We start from the raw sequence: 21,314 nt of genomic DNA, 5'->3' as shown, positions 1-21,314 counted from the left end.
CTATCCACCATTCACCATCCCCCCAATCCCTAATCACTAAGCCCCAGAAAACATGCGTCAAAAGCTAGAAACCAAGTTTGATTACGTTAAGATTGGGATTGCTTCACCCGATCGGATTCGAGAGTGGGGTTCGCGGAACTTACCCAATGGGCAATTAGTTGGGGAAGTCACCAAGCCAGAAACCATCAACTATCGGACATTGAAGCCGGAGATGGACGGCTTGTTCTGCGAACGGATTTTTGGCCCCGCCAAGGATTGGGAGTGCCATTGTGGTAAATACAAGCGGGTACGGCATCGCGGCATCGTCTGCGAACGCTGTGGCGTCGAAGTCACCGAATCCCGCGTCCGCCGTCACCGGATGGGCTTTATCAAACTAGCGGCACCAGTGGCACACGTTTGGTACCTGAAGGGGATTCCGAGCTACTTGAGTATCTTGCTCGATATGCCATTGCGGGATGTCGAACAGATCGTCTATTTCAACTCTTACGTCGTCCTCGCCGCAGGTAACGATGACACCCTCGGTTATAAACAACTCCTGACTGAAGAACAGTGGTTGGAGATCGAAGAGCGGATTTATAGTGAAGATTCACTCCTAGAAGGAGTCGAAGTCGGCATCGGTGCCGAAGCCGTCCAGCGGCTCCTAGAAGACCTCCAACTGGAAGATGAGGCTGAAAAGCTCCGCGAGCAGATTAGTGAGTCCAAGGGGCAAAAACGCGCCAAGTTGATCAAACGCCTGCGGGTGATCGATAACTTTATCGCGACAGGTAGCCGTCCCGAGTGGATGATCCTGAGCTATGTGCCCGTGATTCCCCCCGACTTGCGCCCAATGGTGCAACTCGATGGCGGACGCTTTGCAACTTCGGACTTGAACGATCTGTATCGACGGGTGATCAACCGGAACAACCGTCTCGCCAGATTGCAAGAAATCTTGGCACCAGAAATCATCGTCCGTAACGAAAAACGGATGTTGCAAGAAGCTGTCGATGCGCTAATTGATAACGGACGGCGGGGACGGACGGTAGTTGGTGCCAATAACCGCGCCCTCAAATCTCTCTCGGACATTATCGAAGGGAAACAGGGACGGTTCCGCCAGAACTTGCTCGGTAAACGGGTGGATTATTCTGGTCGTTCCGTGATCGTTGTGGGGCCAAAACTGAAAATCCATCAGTGTGGATTGCCCAGAGAAATGGCGATCGAATTGTTCCAACCATTTGTGATTCATCGGTTGATCAAGAATAACCTCGTCAATAATATCAAAGCTGCCAAAAAACTCATCCAACGGGGCGATCCGACCGTGTGGGATGTCCTCGAAGAAGTGATCTCTGGACACCCAGTGATGCTCAATCGGGCACCAACTCTGCACCGTCTGGGGATTCAAGCCTTTGAACCGATTATCGTCGAAGGTCGCGCCATCCAGCTCCATCCCCTCGTCTGTCCGGCATTTAACGCCGACTTTGATGGCGACCAGATGGCGGTGCATGTCCCACTCTCCCTAGAGTCGCAAGCCGAAGCCAGACTGCTGATGTTGGCGAGTAACAATATTCTCTCACCAGCAACGGGTTCGCCGATCGTGGCTCCATCGCAGGATATGGTCTTGGGTTGTTACTATCTGACCGCTCGGAATCCAGCTTTAGCTGAAACCGATCGCTATTTTGCCAACCTCGAAGATGCCGTCCGCGCATACGATCGCGCCGAACTCAATATCCATAGTTTTATCTGGGTGCGGTATGACGGCTTAATGGAGTCCGACGATGATGAGAAAGAACCACTAGAAACGATTTCAGGTGGCGATGGGACGATTACCAAGCTCTATAAATACCGCCGCGTGCGCGAAACCAGCACAGGGGAAATGCTTTCTCAATATATCTATACCACCCCCGGGCGGATTATCTACAACAAGACCATTCAGGAAGTCCTCTCGGTATAGGGATTAGGCTTTAGGCTTTAGGCTTTAGGTTTTAGACACCTGCGACCCAAGTCGCAAGGCTAAAACCGACACCTAAACCTAATACCCAAGCCCTAACATCTAACACCTAAAGCCTAATACCTAACACCTAAAGCCTAGATCATGAGCGAAAAAGAGAGAAAGCCGATCGTTTTTAACAACCGCATGGTTGATAAAGGTCAGTTAAAAAAATTGATCACCTGGTCATTCCGGCACTATGGTACCGCTCGGACAGCCCAGATGGCAGACAAACTCAAGGAATTGGGTTTCCGGTTCGCGACTAGAGCTGGGGTATCGATCAGTATCGACGACCTCAAGATTCCGCCGATGAAGCGCGAAATGCTCGAAGCTGCCGAAAATACGATCGACGAAACCGAAGCTAAGTACACCCGTGGGGAGATCACTGAAGTCGAGCGGTTCCAAAAAGTCATCGATACTTGGAACATCACTTCCGAAAGTCTCAAAGACGAAGTAGTCAACAACTTCCGCACCAATTATCCGCTCAACTCCGTCTACATGATGGCATTCTCTGGGGCGCGGGGTAACTTGTCTCAGGTACGTCAGCTCGTCGGGATGCGAGGATTGATGGCAAACCCCCAAGGGGAAATCATCGACTTACCAATTAAGACCAACTTTAAAGAAGGCTTAACTGTTACCGAATATATCATCTCCTCCTATGGAGCGCGGAAAGGACTCGTCGATACCGCACTACGGACGGCGGACTCGGGCTACCTGACGCGGCGGTTGGTGGACGTTTCCCAAGATGTGATCGTGCGCGAACATGACTGTGGGACGACGCGCGGACTCACCGTCGAAGCGATGAAAGATGGAGATCGCGTCCTGATCTCCCTCGCCAGTCGGTTGCACGGACGGGTACTCGCCGCTGATGTGTTCCATCCCGAAACCAAAGCCTTAATCGGTAGCCGCAATCAGCAACTAGACGAAGATTTGATTAAGGAAATCACCAAAGCGGATGTCAAATCTGTCTTCGCCCGATCGGCACTGACTTGTGAAGCTGCCCGATCGGTCTGCCAACTGTGCTATGGTTGGAGTCTGGCACATGGACATCTCGTCGATCTTGGTGAAGCCGTCGGGATTATCGCCGCGCAATCGATCGGCGAACCTGGTACCCAGCTTACTATGCGGACATTCCACACGGGTGGGGTGTTCACAGGGGAAGTCGAACAACAAATTCGTGCCCCTCATGATGGTACCGTCAAATTTTCCAACCTCCGCGTCCGCGCTGTCCGCACCAAGCACGGTGAAGATCGCGAACAAGTTGAAGTCAATGGCGACCTAATTCTCGAACCCAAGGGTAAAGGCAAGAAAAAAGTCTTTAATTTAACCCCAGGTTCACTGCTGCTCGTCGCTGATGGTTCAGATGTCAAAACTGGCGATCTGTTGGCAGAAATTGCCTTGAGTCGCGGTGGTCGCTCGACCGAAAAAGCTACTAAAGACGTCGCCTCAGATCTGGCGGGGGAAGTCTTATTTGCTGATATCGTACCGGAAGAAAAAACCGATCGTCAAGGCAACATGACGCGGATCGCTCAACGGGGAGGACTGATCTGGGTACTTTCTGGGGAAGTCTACAACCTCCCCCCTGGAGCCGAGCCGATGGTCAAGAACGGCGACCAGATCGCCGAACATGGCGTCCTGGCTGAAACTCGGTTGATTTCTGTCAGCGGTGGGGTGGTCAGACTGCGCGGCGAACGGGAAATCGATATCATCACTGCTTCTGTCTCACTCGATCGCGCCAAAGTCGAAGTAGACGCCGAATCTGGCCGCGAACAATACGCGATCGTCACCGATGACAATCAACGCTTCCAACTCCTGACGCCTCCAGGGACCAAGGTGCAAAACAGTACCGCTGTCGCCGAACTAGTGGACGATCGGTATCGGACGCGAACGGGTGGCATCATCAAATTTGCTGGTCTGGATGTCCAGAAAAAAGGTAAAGCTAAACAGGGCTATGAGGTCGTTCAAGGTGGCACAATCATCTGGATTCCCGAAGAATCTCATGAGGTCAACAAAGACATCTCCCTGCTCAATGTCGAAGACGGTCAATACGTCGAAGCAGGTACCGAAGTCATTCGCGATATCTTCTGTGGGATTGGGGGGATTATTGAAGTCGTTCAGAAAAATGACATTCTCCGTGAGATTACGATCAAACCTGGAGAGCTACATCTTTTAGACGATCCTGAAGCTGGACAGTCCGTAACTGGTACCCTTTGCTATCCAGGTCAAAAACCCGTCCCCGAACTCGAAGCAGTTACCGAACTCCGGTATCTGGAATACGTCGAAACTCCCGAAGGTTCAGCCTTACTGATCCGTCCGACGATCGAATACCAAGTTCCAGACGAGCCAAATCTCCCTTCCCAAGCTTCCGTCAATCAAGCTGGCAGTCGTGGGGCAATTACCGAAGGCAAATCTGTCACCATCGAACTCCGTGCCGTTCAGCGCGTGCCATACAAAGATGGCGAACGCGTCAAATCCATCGATGGGGTCGAACTCCTCCGCACCCAACTGGTGCTAGAAATGGATTCTACCAGTACTCCTCAACTTGCTGCCGATATCGAATTGGTCAAAGATGAAGAAACTGGCGACCTCCGCTTGCAACTAGTCATCCTCGAATCGCTCACTATCCGGCGCGATACCGCTGGAGATAACCTCGGTGGTAGCACTTATACCGAAGCTCTCGTCGCTGATGGTGAAAAAATCGCCCCTGGGGCAGTAGTAGCGCGGACAGAAATTCGGTGTAAGAATCATGGGGAAGTGCGCGGCATCCGTCAAGGTGCCGAATCCGTGCGGCGCGTACTTGTCGTTCGCGATGTCGATCGCCTTAGCATCGATACCAACGGTACCGCACCGACTGTCAAAGTTGGTAAATTGGTAGTATCAGGTACTGAACTTGCCCCAGGTCTAAATAGCCCTGAATCCGGTCAGGTAGTAGCGGTCACCGACTCATCAGTCGTGCTGCGGATCGCGCGTCCCTATCGGGTATCGCCAGGAGCCATCCTCCACATCGATACTGAAGATCTGGTGCAGCGGGGTGATAACTTGGTGCTACTAGTCTACGAGCGATCGAAAACTGGAGATATCATTCAAGGTTTGCCACGGATCGAAGAACTCCTCGAAGCCCGCAAACCTAAAGAACCTTGTATCCTCAACCGTCGTGATGGTACTGCATCTGTCATCTACAACGATGATAACGAACCCACCGAAATTAAAGTGATCGATGCCAGTGGTGCCGTGGAAGAATATTTCCTCGGTCCCGGTCAAAACTTACTCGTATCGGATGGCAATGTTGTCAAAGCTGGGCACTTACTTACCGACGGACAGCTCAATCCGCACGAGATTCTGGAAGTCTACTTCAACCATTTCCGTGAAGAAAACGGCGTCTTTGAAGCGGCTCTGCTTGCCCTCCAAAAGGCCCAAGCGTTCCTGGTAAATCAGGTGCAGTCAGTGTATCAATCCCAAGGGGTCGAGATCGCCGACAAACACATCGAGGTGATCGTCCGTCAGATGACATCCAAAGTCCGGATCGATGATGGTGGTGACACCACGATGCTGCCTGGAGAACTTCAAGAACTCCGCCAAGTCGAACAAGTCAATGAAGCCATGTCAATCACTGGTGCGGCTCCGGCGGAATATACGCCGATGCTACTCGGGATCACCAAGGCATCCTTGAATACCGATAGCTTCATCTCGGCTGCAAGTTTCCAAGAAACTACCCGCGTCCTGACTGAAGCCGCGATCGAAGGTAAATCTGACTGGCTACGCGGCTTGAAAGAAAACGTGATCATCGGTCGTCTCATCCCTGCTGGTACAGGCTTCAATGCCTATGAAGACTCCAACTTCTCCAGCCCGATGATGGATAGTGACTACGGCTCACCAGGGCTGTATGGTAGCTATGAAGGCGGCACGATCGGTACTGACGAGGATATGATTCTGGACGATCGCACTGCCCGCAGCTACGATCTCGACGATCCGACTCTTGGTGGTTTGTCCATTATCAAGCCTTCTAGCCCAGAAGAGGAAGACGAATTTGCTGGACTCTATGGCGATACCGTCAAAGCGGCTAGCACTGAGGAGGAAGACGAGTTCGACTGGGCACCGCCAGGAGACAGTGATGACGATGATGATTTTGAATAATTGCGATCGCGAGTAGTTGCTCTCAACTTATTAACAAAAGGCTTACGTTTTTACGTAAGCCTTTTTTATAGCAACCGCCAAGGTGGTTAGGACAGCACAGCGATTGTGTCTTGATTTGCTAAACCCTCGGGTTCCCCGTAGACGTTCGCGTAGCGTCTCCGGAGGAGATCCGAAGCTCGGCGTGTCATTGGCGTAAGCCTGCCGTAGGCACAGACGGGGCGCGAACCCCGTCCGCTACAGCAGTATTTCTACGAGCTTGCCAGCCGCTAGCATCTAGCTCGGGCAGAGCTGCTACTGGGGATCGTCGATCGCTAGACACCGGATTGCTTCTAGCAACCCTCTGGCTTTATTCAAAGTTTCTTCGTACTCAGTGATTGGATCGGAATCCGCCACCAATCCCGCACCTGCTTGAACAGATACGGTATGGTCGCCAGCACCATCAGGACGAACGACCATCGTTCGTAGCGTAATCGCCGTATTCAATTGCCCTTCAAAATCATAATAACCATACACTCCCGAATAAGCTCCCCGCCGACAGCCTTCGAGATCGTGGATGATTTCCAGCGCGCGGATTTTGGGTGCGCCGCTGACTGTACCTGCTGGAAAGCAAGCTTTGAGCAAATCCCAGGCGGTTTTGTCCGGTGCGAGTTGACCGATCGCATTGCTGACAATGTGCATCACGTGTGAATAACGCTCGATCGTCATCAGCTTATCGACAATCACCGTGCCATTCTGACATACTCGACCCAGATCGTTGCGTCCCAGATCTACCAACATGACATGTTCGGCGACTTCCTTGGTATCTGCGAGTAGTTCCAATGCTAGTGCGTCATCTTCTTGCGGTGTTTGTCCGCGCCGACGGGTACCAGCTAGCGGTCTGAGCGTGGCTTTGAGCGAACCATCATAATTGCGATCGGCTCTGACCATCACTTCGGGACTAGAGCCGATGAGCTGCCAATCCCCAAAGTTGAAGTAAGCCATATAGGGAGAGGGATTGACCAAGCTCAACGATCGATACAGATCGAATGGATCGCCAGTATACGCAGTAGACAAGCGTTGCGACACCACCACTTGAAAAACATCTCCAGCGGTAATGTGTGCTTTAGCTTTAGCTACATTCGCACAGAATTCGGCTTTGGAGGTATTGCTCGTATATGCCGCCGGAAGTTCGGTCAGTGCGGGGCTAGGTTGTGGCGGTGTCCATTCGAGGAGTCTCGGTGCGAGGGGTTGTTGGAGTTTAGCGACCAGCGTTTTGACCCGATCGCCTGCTTGACGATAGGCAAGTTCGAGATCGCCATCGCACCCTTGCAGATCCGCATAAGCGATCGCCCAAATTTTGCGCTTGACGCGATCGAATACCAGCAGATGGTCTACCTGCATCCACAAGCCGTCGGGAAGGTCATCAGCGGTAGCTGGATGAACGGGGACTCGTGATTCGATCCACTTCATCAATTCATAGCCCCAAAAGCCAAACAGCCCCCCGATCCCACCAGGAAGTTGCGGCAGCTTAATCGGCGTATAAGGTGCTAGACATTCAGTCAGCGTCTGAAACGGGTCGCCTGTAAAAACCGAGACAGTCCCATCGCGGTGAGTTTTGGTCGTGCGATCGCCTCGATTTTCCAATATCCACAGCGGATTGCAGCCCAAGAAACTATACCGTCCGACGGTTTCGCCACCCTCGACAGATTCCATCAAAAAGCTATAGGGTTGACCCGCACACACCTTATACCACGCGGAGACTGGCGTATCGAGATCGGCAACCCATTCCTGGTAGACAGGGATAAAGTTACCTTGAGTTGCTAGCTGACTGAATCGATCGAAGCTGGGGAAGATCATTGCGAAGATTGCGGCTGGGTATTTATCCCATTGTCCCTGTTCGGGTGAGTTTAGGGAAATAATTAATCACTAGCCCAGGCGAGGGCATCCTCAAACGTAAACCCAGACATCTCATCGACAATTCCGACTTCTAGCACGGCTTGAAACACGATCGAGCAGTGCAGATTGGTAATAGTTTCGCGATCGATTCCCCAAGAATGGAAAAAAATTGATAAGGTTTTCGCTGTATTTGCTCCAGATCGATCGCCACCAATAATCAAGCAGCGCGGCTCAGTTGTTGTCTGTGGATACTCAACCAATGTAAATACATCACTAAGTTCTTTTTCCCAAATTGCCCCAGATACCATACTCCCTTCCCTCCGAATCCATTCACCATTCACTATTCACTGTCTTGATTCGCTAAACCGTCGGGGAACAAAGGCGTGCGCGAATCGCCATCCACCATTCACGCTCCTACTCATACCGAATTCCCGCATCCGTAAGTCGTTGAATAGCTTCACCCAGCCTGTCGAGATCGGCAATCAGACTGATCCGCACATAGCCTTCACCGCCGACTCCAAAAGCATTGCCTGGTGTAAATACCACACCTGTTTTTTGCAATACCGTTAGCGCAAAATCGGTAGAATTCCAGCCCACAGGGCACGGAATCCAGAGATACATCGTGGCTTTAGTAGGTTTGATGTTCCAGCCCAATTTGGCTAACCCTTGAATCATAAAGTCGCGCCGTTCGCGGTAACGGTTTTGCACCTGAGTGACATATTCGTCTGGCAATTCGAGGGCAGTCTGAGCGGCGGTTTGGATGGCGGCAAAAATCCCATAATCGAGATTGGTTTTGAGCGTACGGAGTCCTTGGATGATCTGACTATTGCCGACGACAAAGCCGACGCGCCAGCCCGCCATATTATAGGTTTTGGAGAGGGTATGGAACTCGACACCGATCTCCTTGGCTCCAGGGATTTCTAGCAGGCTGGTGGGCTTGTAGCCGTCAAAGGCAAGCTCGGCGTAGCAGAGATCGTGAACCAATAAGATCTGGTACTCATGAGCAAAGGCGACGACATCCTCAAAGAAGGATCTCGAAGCAGTGGCTCCAGTGGGGTTACTGGGGTAGTTAAAGAATAAAATTTTAGCTTTGCGGGCGACATCTGGGGGAATATCATGGAGATCGATCTCCCAATCATTTTCGGGTTTGAGGATGATATTGTGGATCTTGGCACCAGCGATCGCGGGACCACGAAAGTGGACTGGATAGGCTGGACTAGGGACGAGCACTGTATCCCCAGGATTGATGTAAGCTAAGGCTAGATGTCCCAGTCCTTCTTTGGAGCCGAGCAGGGGCAATGCCTCGCTATTGGGATCGAGGGTGACACCATAACGACGAGCGTACCATTTGGCGATCGCGCCCCGAAAATTGGCAGTACCTTCAAATGGCGGATACCCGTGATTGGTGGCTTCATCTAGAGCCGCTTTGGCAGCAGCAATGACGGGTGCTGGCGCAGCACCATCGGGATTGCCCATACCCAAGTCAATCAGATCTACTCCCTGAGAGCGGGCATTGGCTTTGAGTTCTTCCAACCGCGCAAATACGTATTGGGGAAGCGATTGGAGGCGTTCGGCGGGGCTAATCCAGTCTAAGGTCATTGTCTATATAGGTAATGCAGTGCGATCGACAGCCCAACCGCTGGTGGAGGCGCAAATCGGATGGGCGTGCGTGGATCTAGAAGATCGGGTTCGTTCGCGAAGTGTGGGCTGTGCCCGATCGCAAATGATGTAATTCGATCCTAGTCAGACTTACTATAACCCGATCGGAGCTGGTAGACCTAGTTCGCGGCTTAACATTTTCAGCAGGCAACTTCAGCTCTATTCGCGCGTCTCAATCTTAGTATCTTTATCCAATCTCACTAAACCTTGCTATGTCCAAGTTACCCTTCCGCATTCTCTGGTGCATTGGCATGGTTGGAGCTGGATTCACGATCCCGCAGCTTGCTGCCAGTGCTCGTCAGCACAGAGCCAAGCCCTGCATCGATTCCAAGCCAATTGCCCAGCGAGTTGCCCTCACACTTACTGCTGACAAAAAAAAGATCGTCAATAATCAAGTTACCTATCAACTGATTGCTGGCAAAGCATCAGTCAAACCAGGAGATATCATCAGATACACAGTGATTGCTAAAAATAATAGTCGCTGTCCACTTAGGAATCTGGTCCTCAAACAACCCATTCCGAGGGGAACCAATTATGTCAAAGATTCCGCAACGGCAAGCGACGGTGCCCAATTATTATTTAGTATTGATGGTGGGAGGACATTTGCCGCCAAACCGACACTAGGTAAGGAAGATGCACCTGCGACTGCTTACAATTATCTCCGGTGGAAGTTTGCTGGGAGGATGAAACCCAACTCTCAAGTCAAAACTACTTATGAGCTGCAAGTTAAATCTAATGTAGATCGTAAGTAAGCCAAAAATCTGCTGCTTGCCGCCGCTCCTATCTGCGCCCTACTTCAACTGACAGGAACTGCGATAGTAGTCCAACTCTGGTTCTTGCCACGAAAATGCAAAGTGACTGATCGACTGAATCTGGGGGAGACTGCGGCGAATCCCATTCATTTGATCTTCTAACGATGGACGACCTTCCGTCGGCTTGCTCCAGTTCCCAGCTAGTGCGGGCACAACTTCGGTTTTGGCTGGAGCAAAGCGCAGGACGCGGCGCACCTGCTCGGTGATGCAATCACTCCGGTTGCAAGTCGCATAAGCCATCGGGTGCCATTCAGTAGTCGCAAATCGATCCCAAGCTTGCAACCGCGAATCAAAGCCTCTGCCACCGATGGGTTGATTAGCTTCTGGAAAGAACACCGCTCCAGATTTGAGCTGTTGTTGTGAGACAGGTAACGTCGCTCGTTGCAGAAAACTCACCACACCTTGACTGGCGTGAGCGAGGGCGAGTTGCCATAAGTCCCACTCGATCCACGGAAATTTCTCCTCATAGGACATGTTCCCTTCATCGGCAAGGGGGGTACGTCCCTGCCACAGGGGTGCAACTTCATTGGGATAGAGTTGGTCTACCTCTTTGAGATCGTTGACTGTGATGGTACCTTTGGTCAGATAGCGATCGATCAAGTCTGTCCCTTTGCTATTTTGAGCCAACGCCGCTAGGGTTTGCCGCGATTCATCACCATAAATCCATAAATCTCTGACATGACTGGCGATCGATTGACCGCCCTGACCCCTTGGGAATCGAATATAATCAAACAAAATCCCATCGGGACGACGGCGGGCTACTTCTGCAACCATTTTTTCATAATCAGTTCGGGCTTTATTACTGTAAGGATCGACAAATAAAACCGAACTAGTATTGCCATCTGTTGCTTTTTGAAAACCCTCTTCACCTGCAAACAAAGTCGTCTCACCGCGACCATTGAGCGCGACTGCTGACTGCCCCTCGGGAGTTACCCCATACTCAGGGCCAAAATTGAGACTATACAGCCACGCATAGACCTTCATGCCTCGATCGCGCCCTTTTTGGATGGCATCGGCGAGGAGATCGGTTTTGTCTGTATCACGCGTTGTGAGGACGGAATTCCAGGCGGTACGATTGGTCGATCGCGGTAACAATGCTTTGCCATAAAATGTGGCAACATAAACTTGGTTATAACCGCGATCGACCATCCGATCGAATATCTCTTCTAAGGCACCAGGACGGGTGTCACAAGGGTACAGTCGCACCCAAATTGCTTGATTTTTCAACCAACTTTTTTGCCGACATTGCTGGACGTAATTGACGTGCTTTTTGACAAGATCTCCGTACTTGGCTTGACTATTGCGATCGCCTTTTTGAGCAGCTAGTCGCAGGACATTTTTGGCACTCACTTCTGCTGGCGAAATGTGGCAATAATCCGTACTTAAATTCTGTGCTAGGGTGGATTGCGCCTGGTAGCCTTGCAAAATCCCGCTACTTGTCACCAATACCCCTAGTAATAAGTGCTGATGCCACTTGTGCCAGCCGTTCGCTAGCGATACGGGCAAATATTCTTGGAGCGTACAATCCATAGTAACGTTCGCGATCGGGGTAGATAAGTTTGTCAGTACAAAGGAGAAGCCAATCTGTCGATCGACTTCCCCTTCAACTCTTTTTCGTTTGGACAGATGATTTAGACAGAAAGTTCCACGTCAGATCGCGAATGGGTTGATTTGTTACGTAGATCTTTACCCCGCCCCAGCCATCCCCTTTCCAAGGGGAGGGAGTTAGAGCTTCCCCCTTGGAAAGCGGGGTTGGAGGGTAAGCCATCGCTGATGTAGCAACCGTAACTCAACTGTCAACTGCTTACTTTACGTCCCGCGTTGCAATGCTGACTCGATCTGCTTGAATTTTTGCTCTAGACTGGTTTTGAGCTTGGCTGGCAAGGGGCGATTGGGATAAGCCGCGTAGTGAGCAGCCAGCGAGTTGAGTGCAGTCCGCATACTAGTAAACGAACTCAGCTTGGTAAGAGCTGGATCTTGGCGATAGCGGGAAGCAAAATCATTGATGTTTAGACGTGCCAAAGACTGTGCGGCGGCTTTGTCTGGGGAGTCATCAGGTAACTCTAGTACAGCTTTCATACTATTCAAGACAGTCATCGTATCCTGTCGATAATTTCCAACCAGTCCGCCAGGGCTAGCCGAACAGCCAGCTAAGCCAACGACAACCACCAGTACTAACGCAAATAACTGCGACCACAGACGCTTCAACATAATTTTTAATGTAGAATTTAAAACTCCAAAACTACTGTCTATCCTAGCGCGAATGCGATCGCAGTTGGTAGCGGTGTGGGGTTTTGGGTGTCGGGTGCAGGAGTGTTCGAGTAGTAAAAAGAGGTCTTCTACTTGACTATTTTCAAGCGATCGACAACGATTAACCTAGTCGATCGGCGCGCTCCGATCGATCGACTAGGCTAGCTCATCTCCCCAACCCCGATCTTCCGTGTATGACTATTTCTCGTCCTTATATTTTAATGTGGACGATTGTTGGTTTATTTCTAACGATCGGCGCAAACTTCCTCCCCGCCTATGTTACCAATTCTCCTTGGCAATGGCTCAGTGCTGGAGTTACTGCTTATCCATTAGGATTTAAGTGTCAAGTTGGTGCCGTTTTATTAGCCAGTTGTTTGGGTGGAAGAACTGCTGGGGTCCTAACTCAAGTGACTTATTTATTATTGGGATTACTATGGTTGAAAGTTTTCAATGATGGTGGTGGCATCGAATATCTTCAGCGACCTACTTTTGGTTACTTATTGGGATTTGTGCCGGGATCTTGGGTATGTGGACAACTGGCTTTTAGGCGATTTTCGAGTGGACGAGGTACATCAACTCCGCCTCTAGAATATCTCGGGTTGAGCTGCTTGTGCGGTTTGATCGCTATCCATTCGTTCGGAATTATCTATTTAGTTTTATTTAAATTTATTGATTTGTCGGGTTTAAATGAATTTAAATTATTAGAGTCAATCACCCGTTATTCGATCTATCCAATTATCAGTCAATTGGTACTGGGATGCACTGCTGCATCGATCGCTTTTGTGATGCGAAAAATTATGTTCTATTAATATTTTATACGTGAAAATCAGAAATTATTACTTTTGGATGGCGGCGATCGTCAATCTCACGATCGATATCCTTAGCAAACGCGCGATTGTCGAAAACTTACAAATCGAGCGGACATCAATCCCGATCGTTCCGAATGTCTTTCATTTTACTTATATCCGTAACTATGGGGCAGCGTTTAGTATGTTAGAAGGTAGTCCTTGGTTGGGATGGCTATCATTGATTGTTAGTATTGTTCTGACGGGAATTGGTATTTTTAAAACTTTTAATAATATTTGGGAGCAGTTGGGCTTTGGTCTGATTTTAGCGGGTGCCGCCGGAAATGGGATCGATCGCTTATTTTTTGGTGGTTCTGTTGTGGATTTTATCGACTTGCGAATCATCAATTTTGCAATCTTTAACTGGGCAGATGTATCGATTAATTTAGGAGTTGTTTGCTTACTGATCCATAGCTTTATATATCAGCCACGAGCCAATTCTCGTTAGGATCTAGCCAAAATCAATCTCTAATTACCTAGCGATCGTCCAAGCAATATTTAATCATGCCAAGTCCAACTTCCCTCGATCGCTACTTATTATTGTTGTCAATGATTTTAGGACAAGTACTTATTTGTCACGATGCCTTCGCCAGCCCTCGCACGATGAATGGTGACTCTAACCCTAAAAATATCAAATTAACTAAGTTTGTATATACACCGATTCAATTACCCCCAAGTGGAGAAGCGATCGATACTCTTTCCGATCGCGATATTCCTACTGGTGATGGTGGCTTTGCGAGAGATTATGCAATCAAATTGACAGCCGGAGATCAAATTGCGATCGATCTTAGTTCTGAGGAATTCGATCCGGTAGTCATGCTCCTCAATGCTGAAGGTAAAAATGTCGGTAAAAATGATGATGGCCCCGATGGTACTAGTAATTCTTTGCTATTTATCAGAATCAAAGATCCAGGTACTTATGTCGTCCGCGTTCAAGGTTTTGGCGAAACAAGCAGTGGTAGATTTAGACTAAAAGTTAGTAAATTGAAGTCTCAGTAAATAGTTGACAGTTGCGGATGCAATCACGCGGAGGTTTTCTCCAGATCTCAAACCGCTGTCAACTGTCAACTATCAACTATCAACTATCAACTGTTATCTACATTCCAACAGTTTCATAACCAGCATCAACATAGAGAATTTGTCCGGTAATCCCGCTGGCGAGATCGCTACACAAGAAAGCCGCAGCATTACCTACCTCAGTTTGAGTAACAGTCCGCTTCAGTGGTGCAACTGCTTCAACATGGTGAATCATATCCAAAATCCCCCCAACCGCCGAAGATGCCAATGTCCGAATCGGCCCTGCGGAAATGCCATTGACGCGGATATTTTGGGCACCCAATTCTGAGGCTAGATAACGTACACTCATTTCCAATCCAGCTTTAGCAATCCCCATCACGTTATAGTTGGGTATCACCTTGACGCCGCCCAAATAAGTCAGCGTGACGATACTTCCACCCTCAGTCATCAACGGTTTGGCTGCACCCGCCAGCCGCGTGAGTGAATAAGTACTGATATCCATCGCCTGCGCGAAACCCGCCCGCGAAGTCTTACTAAAATCTCCAGATAGATCTTCTCGGTTGGCAAAAGCGAGACAGTGGATCAGAATATCGATTCGTCCCCATTTTTCACCAACTTCAGCAAACGTGCGATCGATCTGCGGATCGTCAACAACATTCAACGGCAGATAAATACTGGGGTTGAGCGGTGCGACTAATTCTTCAACTTTGCGCTCCATCTTCCCCTTTTCGTCGGGGAGATAAGTGATCCCGATGTTTGCTCCAGCCGCATGAAGTTGTTGGGCAATTCCCCAGGCGATCGATCGATTATTGGCTATTCCAGTTACCAATGCGTTCTTGCCGCTTAAATTTAACACGATAATTTTGTTCCATCTTAACTCGCACGGCTCATGATATCAGTTACCTGCCAGCCATGACCAATTCTCGCTGTGGCGATCGACCCCCCGATCCCCAATCTCCGAATGTTTGGTAGTCCAGTATACAAAAAACTATGTGCAAGTTAGATTAAGTATTCTGTAATACCAATAGCTAGTAGATGCGATCGTGACACAAAGCTAGTCGCCTGTACTCGAATAGTGACAAAAGTTGAGCTGAGGCTGTCTGGAGCTGAGATCCCCAATCCCCAGTCACACAGCAGATCGCGCTCCTAGGCAAAGCCTATGGTTTGGCGCACCAAGCAGCGAGACAAGCAAGGTTGGCATTCTGCGCTGGTGCTGAAATGATGAGTATACATATTCCAAGTGAGTGCAGATTAAGATGGTCATGATGCAAGATAAACCAATCGCTAGTGTCTTTCAGCAAATGGCTGGAGGCGCATTCCCACCTGTTTTAGAGACATTCGATCGCAACAAGACGATTTTTTTCCCTGGCGATCCTGCCGAACGCGTCTATTTCCTCACCAAAGGTGCTGTAAAGCTGTCACGGGTGTACGAAGCAGGCGAAGAGATTACCGTGGCACTGCTGCGCGAAAATAGCGTGTTTGGGGTACTTTCTCTGATTACGGGCAACAAGTCCGACAGGTTTTATCATGCGGTGGCATTTACCCCAGTAGAATTGTTATCGGTATCGATCGAGCAATTTACCAAGGCTCTCCAAGACAACCCCGAACTCTCTTGGATCATGCTCAGAGGCTTATCCTCGCGGATTCTTCAGACAGAGATGATGATCGAAACCCTCGCACATCGGGATATGGGATCGCGGCTGGCGAGCTTCTTATTAATCTTGTGTAGGGACTTTGGCATCCCCAATGGCAACGGCATCACGATCGATCTCAAGCTATCACACCAAGCGATCGCCGAAGCGATCGGCTCTACCCGCGTCACTGTCACTCGTCTCCTCGGCGACTTACGCGACGAAGACAATCAAGTTATCTCCATTCAGAAGAAAAAAATTACCGTTCACAATCCGGTGGCTTTGAGTCAACAGTTTAATTAGGCTTTAGGTTTTGGGTATTAGGCTTTAGGTTTTAATTGTAGGGTGTGTTAGCGCAAGCGTAACGCACCAGCTAGGCTACTTATTGAATTTTGCATCCGATCGCAAAGGACGCAAGCATCCTCCTCAAACCTTAAAACCTCAAACCTAATCCCTAACACCTAAATGTCCACCAACCTAAACCCCATCTGACACTCATAAGCATCAGACTGGGGTTCGCTGCAATAGCTCAGAGTGCGAACTACTCGACCACAACAGAGTTTACCTTGTTGCCAGCGGGGTTGACCATCGCGATCGGCAAGCAGACAGGCTTGACAGACTTGTTGGGGCGCAATAATTCGATCGTTGATGATGACTACTAACATACACTACCCTCTACTTTGGGTCAGGCACAGATGGAAGTTTGAGTCAATTGTCTAGCAAAGTTTAGGCAGTTGCTGTGACAATGTGGGGTGACTGGTCTCGATCTCGATCGACCGATCCATATCTCATTAGTATCATACGTGCAGCCATCATTCCAAAACAGTATTAATTAGATCGAAATAGTAATAACTCTACCCTCTGTCTTGATGCGCTGTCTTGACCCAAACACATGCGGAGGGCACCTCCGCGTGATTTGGGTCGCTAAACCCTCGGGGAACCCTACGTATCGCGCATCGCTACCCTCTACCTTCTACCCCTAAAGCCTAAAGCCTATCGATTGGGTATGATAGATAGTCTAGGACACCACATCGATTTAGCAACTCCCAACTTACTTGTAGATAGACCAGACCATGGCAAAGACTAACTTAGAATTTTTAGTAGAGACAGATCCAGCGATCGCCAATTTAATCGGTTCCGAGCTAGGTCGTCAACAAAGTCACCTGGAACTGATTGCCAGCGAAAACTTCACGTCGGCGGCGGTAATGGCAGCGCAGGGTTCGGTGCTTACTAATAAATATGCTGAAGGTTTACCCAGCAAGCGTTATTATGGTGGCTGCGAATTTGTCGATGAGATCGAACAAATCGCGATCGATCGAGTCAAGCAGCTATTTGGAGCCGCTGCCGCCAACGTCCAACCCCACTCTGGCGCACAAGCCAACTTTGCTGTCTTCCTGACGCTCCTCAATCCTGGGGACAAAATCATGGGGATGGATTTGTCTCATGGCGGACATCTTACCCACGGTTCTCCTGTGAACTTTTCAGGCAAATGGTTTGATGTGCAGCACTATGGTGTGAGTCAAGCCACCGAGCAGCTAGATTACGACATGATTCGGGACATGGCGAAACAATATCGTCCCAAATTACTGATCTGTGGTTATTCAGCATATCCTCGGATCATCGACTTTGCCAAATTTCGCGAGATTGCTGATGAAGTGGGTGCCTATCTGATGGCGGATGTCGCACACATTGCCGGATTGGTTGCCACTGGACATCATCCCAATCCCCTCCCCTACTGCGATGTCGTCACCACTACCACTCACAAAACCCTCAGAGGGCCGCGTGGTGGGTTGATTATGACTCGCGATGCCGAACTCGGTAAGAAGCTTGACAAGTCGGTGTTCCCTGGTAGCCAAGGTGGGCCATTGGAACACGTAATTGCAGGTAAAGCTGTAGCTTTCGGTGAAGCTCTCCAGCCCGCCTTTAAGACCTATTGCGGGCATGTAATCGCTAATGCCCAAGCACTAGCAGGTCAGCTCCAACAACGCGGCTTTAAAATCGTTTCTGATGGGACTGACAATCACCTGATGTTGGTCGATCTTCGATCGATCGGGATGACTGGGAAGCAGGCAGATCTACTGGTAAGTGATGTCAATATCACTGCCAACAAAAATACCGTACCTTTCGATCCAGAGTCTCCATTTGTGACTAGTGGCTTGCGACTCGGTTCGCCAGCGATGACGACGCGGGGGATGGGCACGACGGAATTTGTGGAGATTGCCAATATTATCGCCGATCGATTATTGAATCCTGAAGATGATAATGTTGCTAGCGATTGCCGCAGTCGGATCGCGACTCTGTGCAAAGGATTTCCGCTATATCCTCACCTGAGTCTCCCCGTTCCAGCCTTGGTATAGGTTCAAAGTTGGGAGTGCGCTAGATCGAGCGATCGCACTCCTAGCATGATTGGGTTGCGTAACGCAACCTACTCTCTAATAGGTTAGATTGTTGCATTCATGTATGAAATTGATAATGCCTGAAACCTAGCTGGTGGGCAGTGCCCACCCTACTTTCTAAAGCCTAAAACCTAAAACCTAAAACCTAAGTAGCGTAGCCACCTTTGCGAATCAGATCGTCGGGACGCAGATTGGAGACAAAATTGCTGAAAGCTTGACGTTCTTGCTCGTCGGCATCGCGATCTACGGGGATCGAAGCATCAGCGATGACTTCTTCGATCACCCAAATGGGTGCTTTGGTACGGATGGCGATCGCAATTGCGTCACTGGGACGAGCATCGATTTCGCGAATTTGACCATTGCTATTAATCGCGATTGAGGCGTAGAAAGTATTGTCTTGAAGTGAATTAATTGTAATCCGTTCGACCTTAATATCGCAACTATCAAAGATGTTGACAATCAGGTCGTGAGTAAAGGGTCTGGGTGGTGTCTGTTTTTCTAACGCATTAACGATCGCTTTGGCCTGTTCTTGACTAATGTATATCGGTAAAGCGCGACGATCTGAAGCATCTTTGAGTAAGATGATCGGACTCCGAGACACAGCGTCTAGGGCAATACCCGCTACTTTCATTTCAATCATGGTGGTTTCCTCTGGGTTGGCTACAAGAATTAGGGTGGCTGCGAACGTTAAAGCTTAGAATAGAGACTGATGTGAGTAGTCTTACCAGTTTAAACCTTGGCGATCTGTACGGAACGGATATGTATCAAGGATGACTTACGAAACACTCGATCGCGAATAGCACTTTGACTGAAAATAGATGTTTACAGGACTAGTCCAATCGCTGGGAAGTTTGCGCCTTTTGACTGAGGACAGGTTAGAAGTTTTATGCAAATCTTCAGACGCCGAATTAATCTTAACCGATTTAACTATTGGTGATAGTGTAGCTGTTGATGGGGCATGTTTGACAGTCGAACAAATCTTACCACAAGGGTTCATCGTGAGTGTTTCTCCTGAGACTATAGATCGTACAACGATCGGTCAAAGAGATCGCACATCTACCGCCGCAAATTTGGAAACATCGCTGCGAGTGGGCGGCAAAATTGGCGGACATTTTGTCACGGGACATATCGACGGGATCGGTCGGCTCGTCTCGAGTAAGGCGACTGCGACATCCTGGGAGATGCGCTTTGCCGCGCCAGAGTCGCTGACCGAGCAGTGGGGGCGATATCTCAGCCGCTATCTAGTATCGAAAGGGAGTATCGCCGTCAATGGGGTGAGTTTGACGATCGCTGATTGCGATCGCGGTGGCAATTGGTTTACGGTGGCGGTGATCCCACATACTTACGCATATACCAATCTCTCCCAACTTCAGGTGGATGAATGGGTCAATTTGGAGGCAGATATTTTGGGTAAATATGTCGAAAAATTAACTCTGTTTCCCCAGCAAATGGGGACACGTCAGCGCGAAGTTATTACGCCTGACTTTTTAGCAGCAAATGGGTATCAATAACCGATGAACCAAGTGGTAATTATTGGGGCGGGGCCGACGGGGTTGACACTGGCAATGTTGCTGGCACAGCGTGGGATTCCGGTCGCGTTGGTTGAAGCGTCTCGAAATTTTCGGCGGACATTTCGCGGTGAAGCTCTGATGCCGAGCGGCTTGGAAGCGATCGAGCAGATGGGGCTGACAGATTTGGTGGCACAGATTCCCCATTGCCCCCTCGATGCCTGGGAGTTTATCGTCGAGCAGCGGGCGATCTTTCGGGTGGACGAGCCGATGGAGCCAGGGGGTCAGCCTTGTACCTTGATTTCCCAATCGCCGTTTTTAGAGGGTGTCTTGGCTGAGGCAAGTAAATATCCCAATTTTGAATTTGTCGCGGGGACTGCGGTACGGGATTTGGTGTGGCAGGACGATCGCGTAGTCGGTGTAATACTCAGCGACGATCGGCAGATTGGCGCAGATCTTGTCATTGGGACAGATGGCCGAAATTCGATCGTGCGGGACAAAGCCAATTTGACGCTAGCTACCGCCGCCCAGAGTTACGATATCCTGTGGTTTAAGCTGGCGAGTAGTCCGCAATTTGAGGCTGAGAATATCTTTTACTCTGTCTTGGCGGGGGATGCGGGGTTTGGGCTGTTTCTCGGTTCAGAGGGACAGCTACAGGTGGGCTGGACGCTGCATCAAGAGGGACGAGAGTCCAAACAGTGGCAACAGGAAGATTGGGGCGCAAAACTCGCAGCAGCGTCACCTGAGTGGCTAGCCGCAGTATTTCAGCAACAGGCAGATGCGATCGACCGCCCATTTTTACTATCCGTGACAGTCGGGCGGTGTCCGAGCTGGCACGCACCTGGAGTGTTACTATTGGGTGATGCGGCGCATCCGATGTCACCGATTCGCGCCCAGGGGATTAATATGGCACTGCGCGACGCGATTGTGGCTGCCAACTATCTGGTGCCAGTATTGCAACAATCCCTCACTGGAATTGATGCTATTCTCCCGCAGATTCAAGCCGAACGCGAACCAGAAATCATCGAGATCCAAAGGCTCCAGCGAGCCGAAATCGCCCAAGGCGAACTACTGCGGAATTATCCACCGCTCCGCTACCTACTTAGTCGCGTAGTCCCCCATATCCCGCTCCTCCAGCAGCGGATTCGCCAGTCGTGGATCGATCGCCAGCTCCAGCTCCGGCGCGGATTTACGCAAGTGACCCTCAAGGTATGAGAGGATGTC

The 21,314-nt window shown here is 49.8% G+C and carries 18 protein-coding genes; 10 read left to right on the top strand and 8 right to left on the bottom strand.

From position 1 onward, the window contains the following. The first annotated feature begins 52 nt into the window (after positions 1-52). Both ACEW9I_RS22140 and ACEW9I_RS22135 read left to right on the top strand, forming a co-directional pair. The gene (locus ACEW9I_RS22140) at positions 53-1,927 is read left to right on the top strand and encodes a DNA-directed RNA polymerase subunit gamma (protein ID WP_373542488.1); all 1,875 of its coding nucleotides are present in this window, start codon (positions 53-55) and stop codon (positions 1,925-1,927) included. 141 nt (positions 1,928-2,068) lie between these two features. Continuing rightward, entirely contained in the window at positions 2,069-6,097 is a 4,029-nt protein-coding gene (locus ACEW9I_RS22135; protein WP_373542487.1) for a DNA-directed RNA polymerase subunit beta', read from the top strand. A 291-nt stretch (positions 6,098-6,388) separates the two neighbouring features. Here ACEW9I_RS22135 and ACEW9I_RS22130 read toward each other — a convergent pair whose 3' ends face one another. The 3 genes from ACEW9I_RS22130 to ACEW9I_RS22120 form a co-directional block, all read right to left on the bottom strand. After that, positions 6,389-7,933, bottom strand: coding sequence for an anthranilate synthase component I family protein (locus tag ACEW9I_RS22130; RefSeq protein ID WP_373542486.1), 1,545 nt, complete (start codon positions 7,931-7,933; stop codon positions 6,389-6,391). A 62-nt stretch (positions 7,934-7,995) separates the two neighbouring features. Beyond that, the gene (locus tag ACEW9I_RS22125; RefSeq protein ID WP_373542485.1) at positions 7,996-8,280 is read right to left on the bottom strand and encodes a hypothetical protein; all 285 of its coding nucleotides are present in this window, start codon (positions 8,278-8,280) and stop codon (positions 7,996-7,998) included. A 106-nt stretch (positions 8,281-8,386) separates the two neighbouring features. Continuing rightward, on the bottom strand, positions 8,387-9,571 hold the full coding sequence (locus ACEW9I_RS22120; RefSeq protein ID WP_373542484.1) for an aspartate aminotransferase: 1,185 nt from the start codon (positions 9,569-9,571) through the stop codon (positions 8,387-8,389). 272 nt (positions 9,572-9,843) lie between these two features. Between ACEW9I_RS22120 and ACEW9I_RS22115 the strand changes: the two genes are divergently transcribed. Next, positions 9,844-10,383, top strand: coding sequence for a hypothetical protein (locus tag ACEW9I_RS22115; protein WP_373542483.1), 540 nt, complete (start codon positions 9,844-9,846; stop codon positions 10,381-10,383). A gap of 39 nt (positions 10,384-10,422) precedes the next feature. On the opposite strand, the gene ACEW9I_RS22110 is transcribed toward ACEW9I_RS22115, so the two are convergent. Continuing rightward, entirely contained in the window at positions 10,423-11,973 is a 1,551-nt protein-coding gene (locus tag ACEW9I_RS22110; RefSeq protein WP_373542482.1) for a hypothetical protein, read from the bottom strand. A gap of 279 nt (positions 11,974-12,252) precedes the next feature. Continuing rightward, positions 12,253-12,651 carry a photosystem II protein Psb27 gene (psb27, locus tag ACEW9I_RS22105; RefSeq protein ID WP_373542511.1) on the bottom strand — a complete coding sequence of 133 codons (399 nt, stop codon included), beginning with the start codon at positions 12,649-12,651 and terminating at the stop codon, positions 12,253-12,255. A 236-nt stretch (positions 12,652-12,887) separates the two neighbouring features. Between psb27 and ACEW9I_RS22100 the strand changes: the two genes are divergently transcribed. From ACEW9I_RS22100 to ACEW9I_RS22090, 3 genes are all read left to right on the top strand, one after another. After that, the gene (locus ACEW9I_RS22100) at positions 12,888-13,502 is read left to right on the top strand and encodes a biotin transporter BioY (protein ID WP_373542481.1); all 615 of its coding nucleotides are present in this window, start codon (positions 12,888-12,890) and stop codon (positions 13,500-13,502) included. Positions 13,503-13,512: 10 nt separating this feature from the next. Next, entirely contained in the window at positions 13,513-13,986 is a 474-nt protein-coding gene (gene lspA, locus ACEW9I_RS22095) for a signal peptidase II (RefSeq protein ID WP_373542480.1), read from the top strand. Positions 13,987-14,141: 155 nt separating this feature from the next. Next, the gene (locus ACEW9I_RS22090) at positions 14,142-14,537 is read left to right on the top strand and encodes a PPC domain-containing protein (protein ID WP_373542510.1); all 396 of its coding nucleotides are present in this window, start codon (positions 14,142-14,144) and stop codon (positions 14,535-14,537) included. 97 nt (positions 14,538-14,634) lie between these two features. Here ACEW9I_RS22090 and fabI read toward each other — a convergent pair whose 3' ends face one another. Further along, positions 14,635-15,411: an enoyl-ACP reductase FabI gene (fabI, locus tag ACEW9I_RS22085; protein ID WP_373542479.1), complete on the bottom strand. Its 777-nt coding sequence runs from the start codon at positions 15,409-15,411 to the stop codon at positions 14,635-14,637. 400 nt (positions 15,412-15,811) lie between these two features. Between fabI and ntcA the strand changes: the two genes are divergently transcribed. Next, positions 15,812-16,489 (top strand): global nitrogen regulator NtcA, encoded by a 678-nt coding sequence (ntcA, locus tag ACEW9I_RS22080; protein ID WP_373542478.1) that lies wholly within the window; start codon positions 15,812-15,814, stop codon positions 16,487-16,489. 158 nt (positions 16,490-16,647) lie between these two features. Here the strand turns inward: ntcA and ACEW9I_RS22075 are convergent, their stop codons facing one another. Further along, positions 16,648-16,851, bottom strand: coding sequence for a hypothetical protein (locus ACEW9I_RS22075; RefSeq protein ID WP_373542477.1), 204 nt, complete (start codon positions 16,849-16,851; stop codon positions 16,648-16,650). Between the two features lie 408 nt (positions 16,852-17,259). Between ACEW9I_RS22075 and glyA the strand changes: the two genes are divergently transcribed. Further along, a complete protein-coding gene (glyA, locus tag ACEW9I_RS22070; protein ID WP_373542476.1) occupies positions 17,260-18,543 on the top strand; it encodes a serine hydroxymethyltransferase in 1,284 nt (427 codons plus the stop codon). Between the two features lie 184 nt (positions 18,544-18,727). On the opposite strand, the gene ACEW9I_RS22065 is transcribed toward glyA, so the two are convergent. Further along, complete coding sequence (locus ACEW9I_RS22065) at positions 18,728-19,222, bottom strand: bifunctional nuclease family protein (RefSeq protein ID WP_373542475.1); 495 nt, start codon at positions 19,220-19,222, stop codon at positions 18,728-18,730. A 178-nt stretch (positions 19,223-19,400) separates the two neighbouring features. Here ACEW9I_RS22065 and ACEW9I_RS22060 point away from each other — a divergent pair, with 178 nt between their 5' ends. Together ACEW9I_RS22060 and ACEW9I_RS22055 are read left to right on the top strand one after the other, a co-directional pair. Further along, entirely contained in the window at positions 19,401-20,093 is a 693-nt protein-coding gene (locus tag ACEW9I_RS22060) for a riboflavin synthase (protein ID WP_373542474.1), read from the top strand. A gap of 3 nt (positions 20,094-20,096) precedes the next feature. Then, positions 20,097-21,305: an FAD-dependent oxidoreductase gene (locus tag ACEW9I_RS22055; RefSeq protein ID WP_373542473.1), complete on the top strand. Its 1,209-nt coding sequence runs from the start codon at positions 20,097-20,099 to the stop codon at positions 21,303-21,305. Positions 21,306-21,314: the final 9 nt, after the last annotated feature.

This window comes from Chamaesiphon sp., assembly GCF_041738855.1.
In the GTDB taxonomy this organism is placed as follows: Bacteria; Cyanobacteriota; Cyanobacteriia; order Cyanobacteriales; family Chamaesiphonaceae; genus Chamaesiphon.
Note: the sequence above shows the minus strand (reverse complement) of the source record. Positions and strands in the feature narration are given on the sequence as shown.

Coding starts and splice junctions, on each gene's coding strand:
- ACEW9I_RS22140 (WP_373542488.1), top strand. CDS start 53: ATGCGTCAAAAGCTAGAAACCAAGTTTGATTACGTTAAGATTGGGATT.
- ACEW9I_RS22135 (WP_373542487.1), top strand. CDS start 2,069: ATGAGCGAAAAAGAGAGAAAGCCGATCGTTTTTAACAACCGCATGGTT.
- ACEW9I_RS22130 (WP_373542486.1), bottom strand. CDS start 7,933: ATGATCTTCCCCAGCTTCGATCGATTCAGTCAGCTAGCAACTCAAGGT.
- ACEW9I_RS22125 (WP_373542485.1), bottom strand. CDS start 8,280: ATGGTATCTGGGGCAATTTGGGAAAAAGAACTTAGTGATGTATTTACA.
- ACEW9I_RS22120 (WP_373542484.1), bottom strand. CDS start 9,571: ATGACCTTAGACTGGATTAGCCCCGCCGAACGCCTCCAATCGCTTCCC.
- ACEW9I_RS22115 (WP_373542483.1), top strand. CDS start 9,844: ATGTCCAAGTTACCCTTCCGCATTCTCTGGTGCATTGGCATGGTTGGA.
- ACEW9I_RS22110 (WP_373542482.1), bottom strand. CDS start 11,973: ATGGATTGTACGCTCCAAGAATATTTGCCCGTATCGCTAGCGAACGGC.
- ACEW9I_RS22100 (WP_373542481.1), top strand. CDS start 12,888: ATGACTATTTCTCGTCCTTATATTTTAATGTGGACGATTGTTGGTTTA.
- ACEW9I_RS22090 (WP_373542510.1), top strand. CDS start 14,142: ATGAATGGTGACTCTAACCCTAAAAATATCAAATTAACTAAGTTTGTA.
- ntcA (WP_373542478.1), top strand. CDS start 15,812: ATGGTCATGATGCAAGATAAACCAATCGCTAGTGTCTTTCAGCAAATG.
- ACEW9I_RS22075 (WP_373542477.1), bottom strand. CDS start 16,851: ATGTTAGTAGTCATCATCAACGATCGAATTATTGCGCCCCAACAAGTC.
- glyA (WP_373542476.1), top strand. CDS start 17,260: ATGGCAAAGACTAACTTAGAATTTTTAGTAGAGACAGATCCAGCGATC.
- ACEW9I_RS22065 (WP_373542475.1), bottom strand. CDS start 19,222: ATGATTGAAATGAAAGTAGCGGGTATTGCCCTAGACGCTGTGTCTCGG.
- ACEW9I_RS22060 (WP_373542474.1), top strand. CDS start 19,401: ATGTTTACAGGACTAGTCCAATCGCTGGGAAGTTTGCGCCTTTTGACT.
- ACEW9I_RS22055 (WP_373542473.1), top strand. CDS start 20,097: ATGAACCAAGTGGTAATTATTGGGGCGGGGCCGACGGGGTTGACACTG.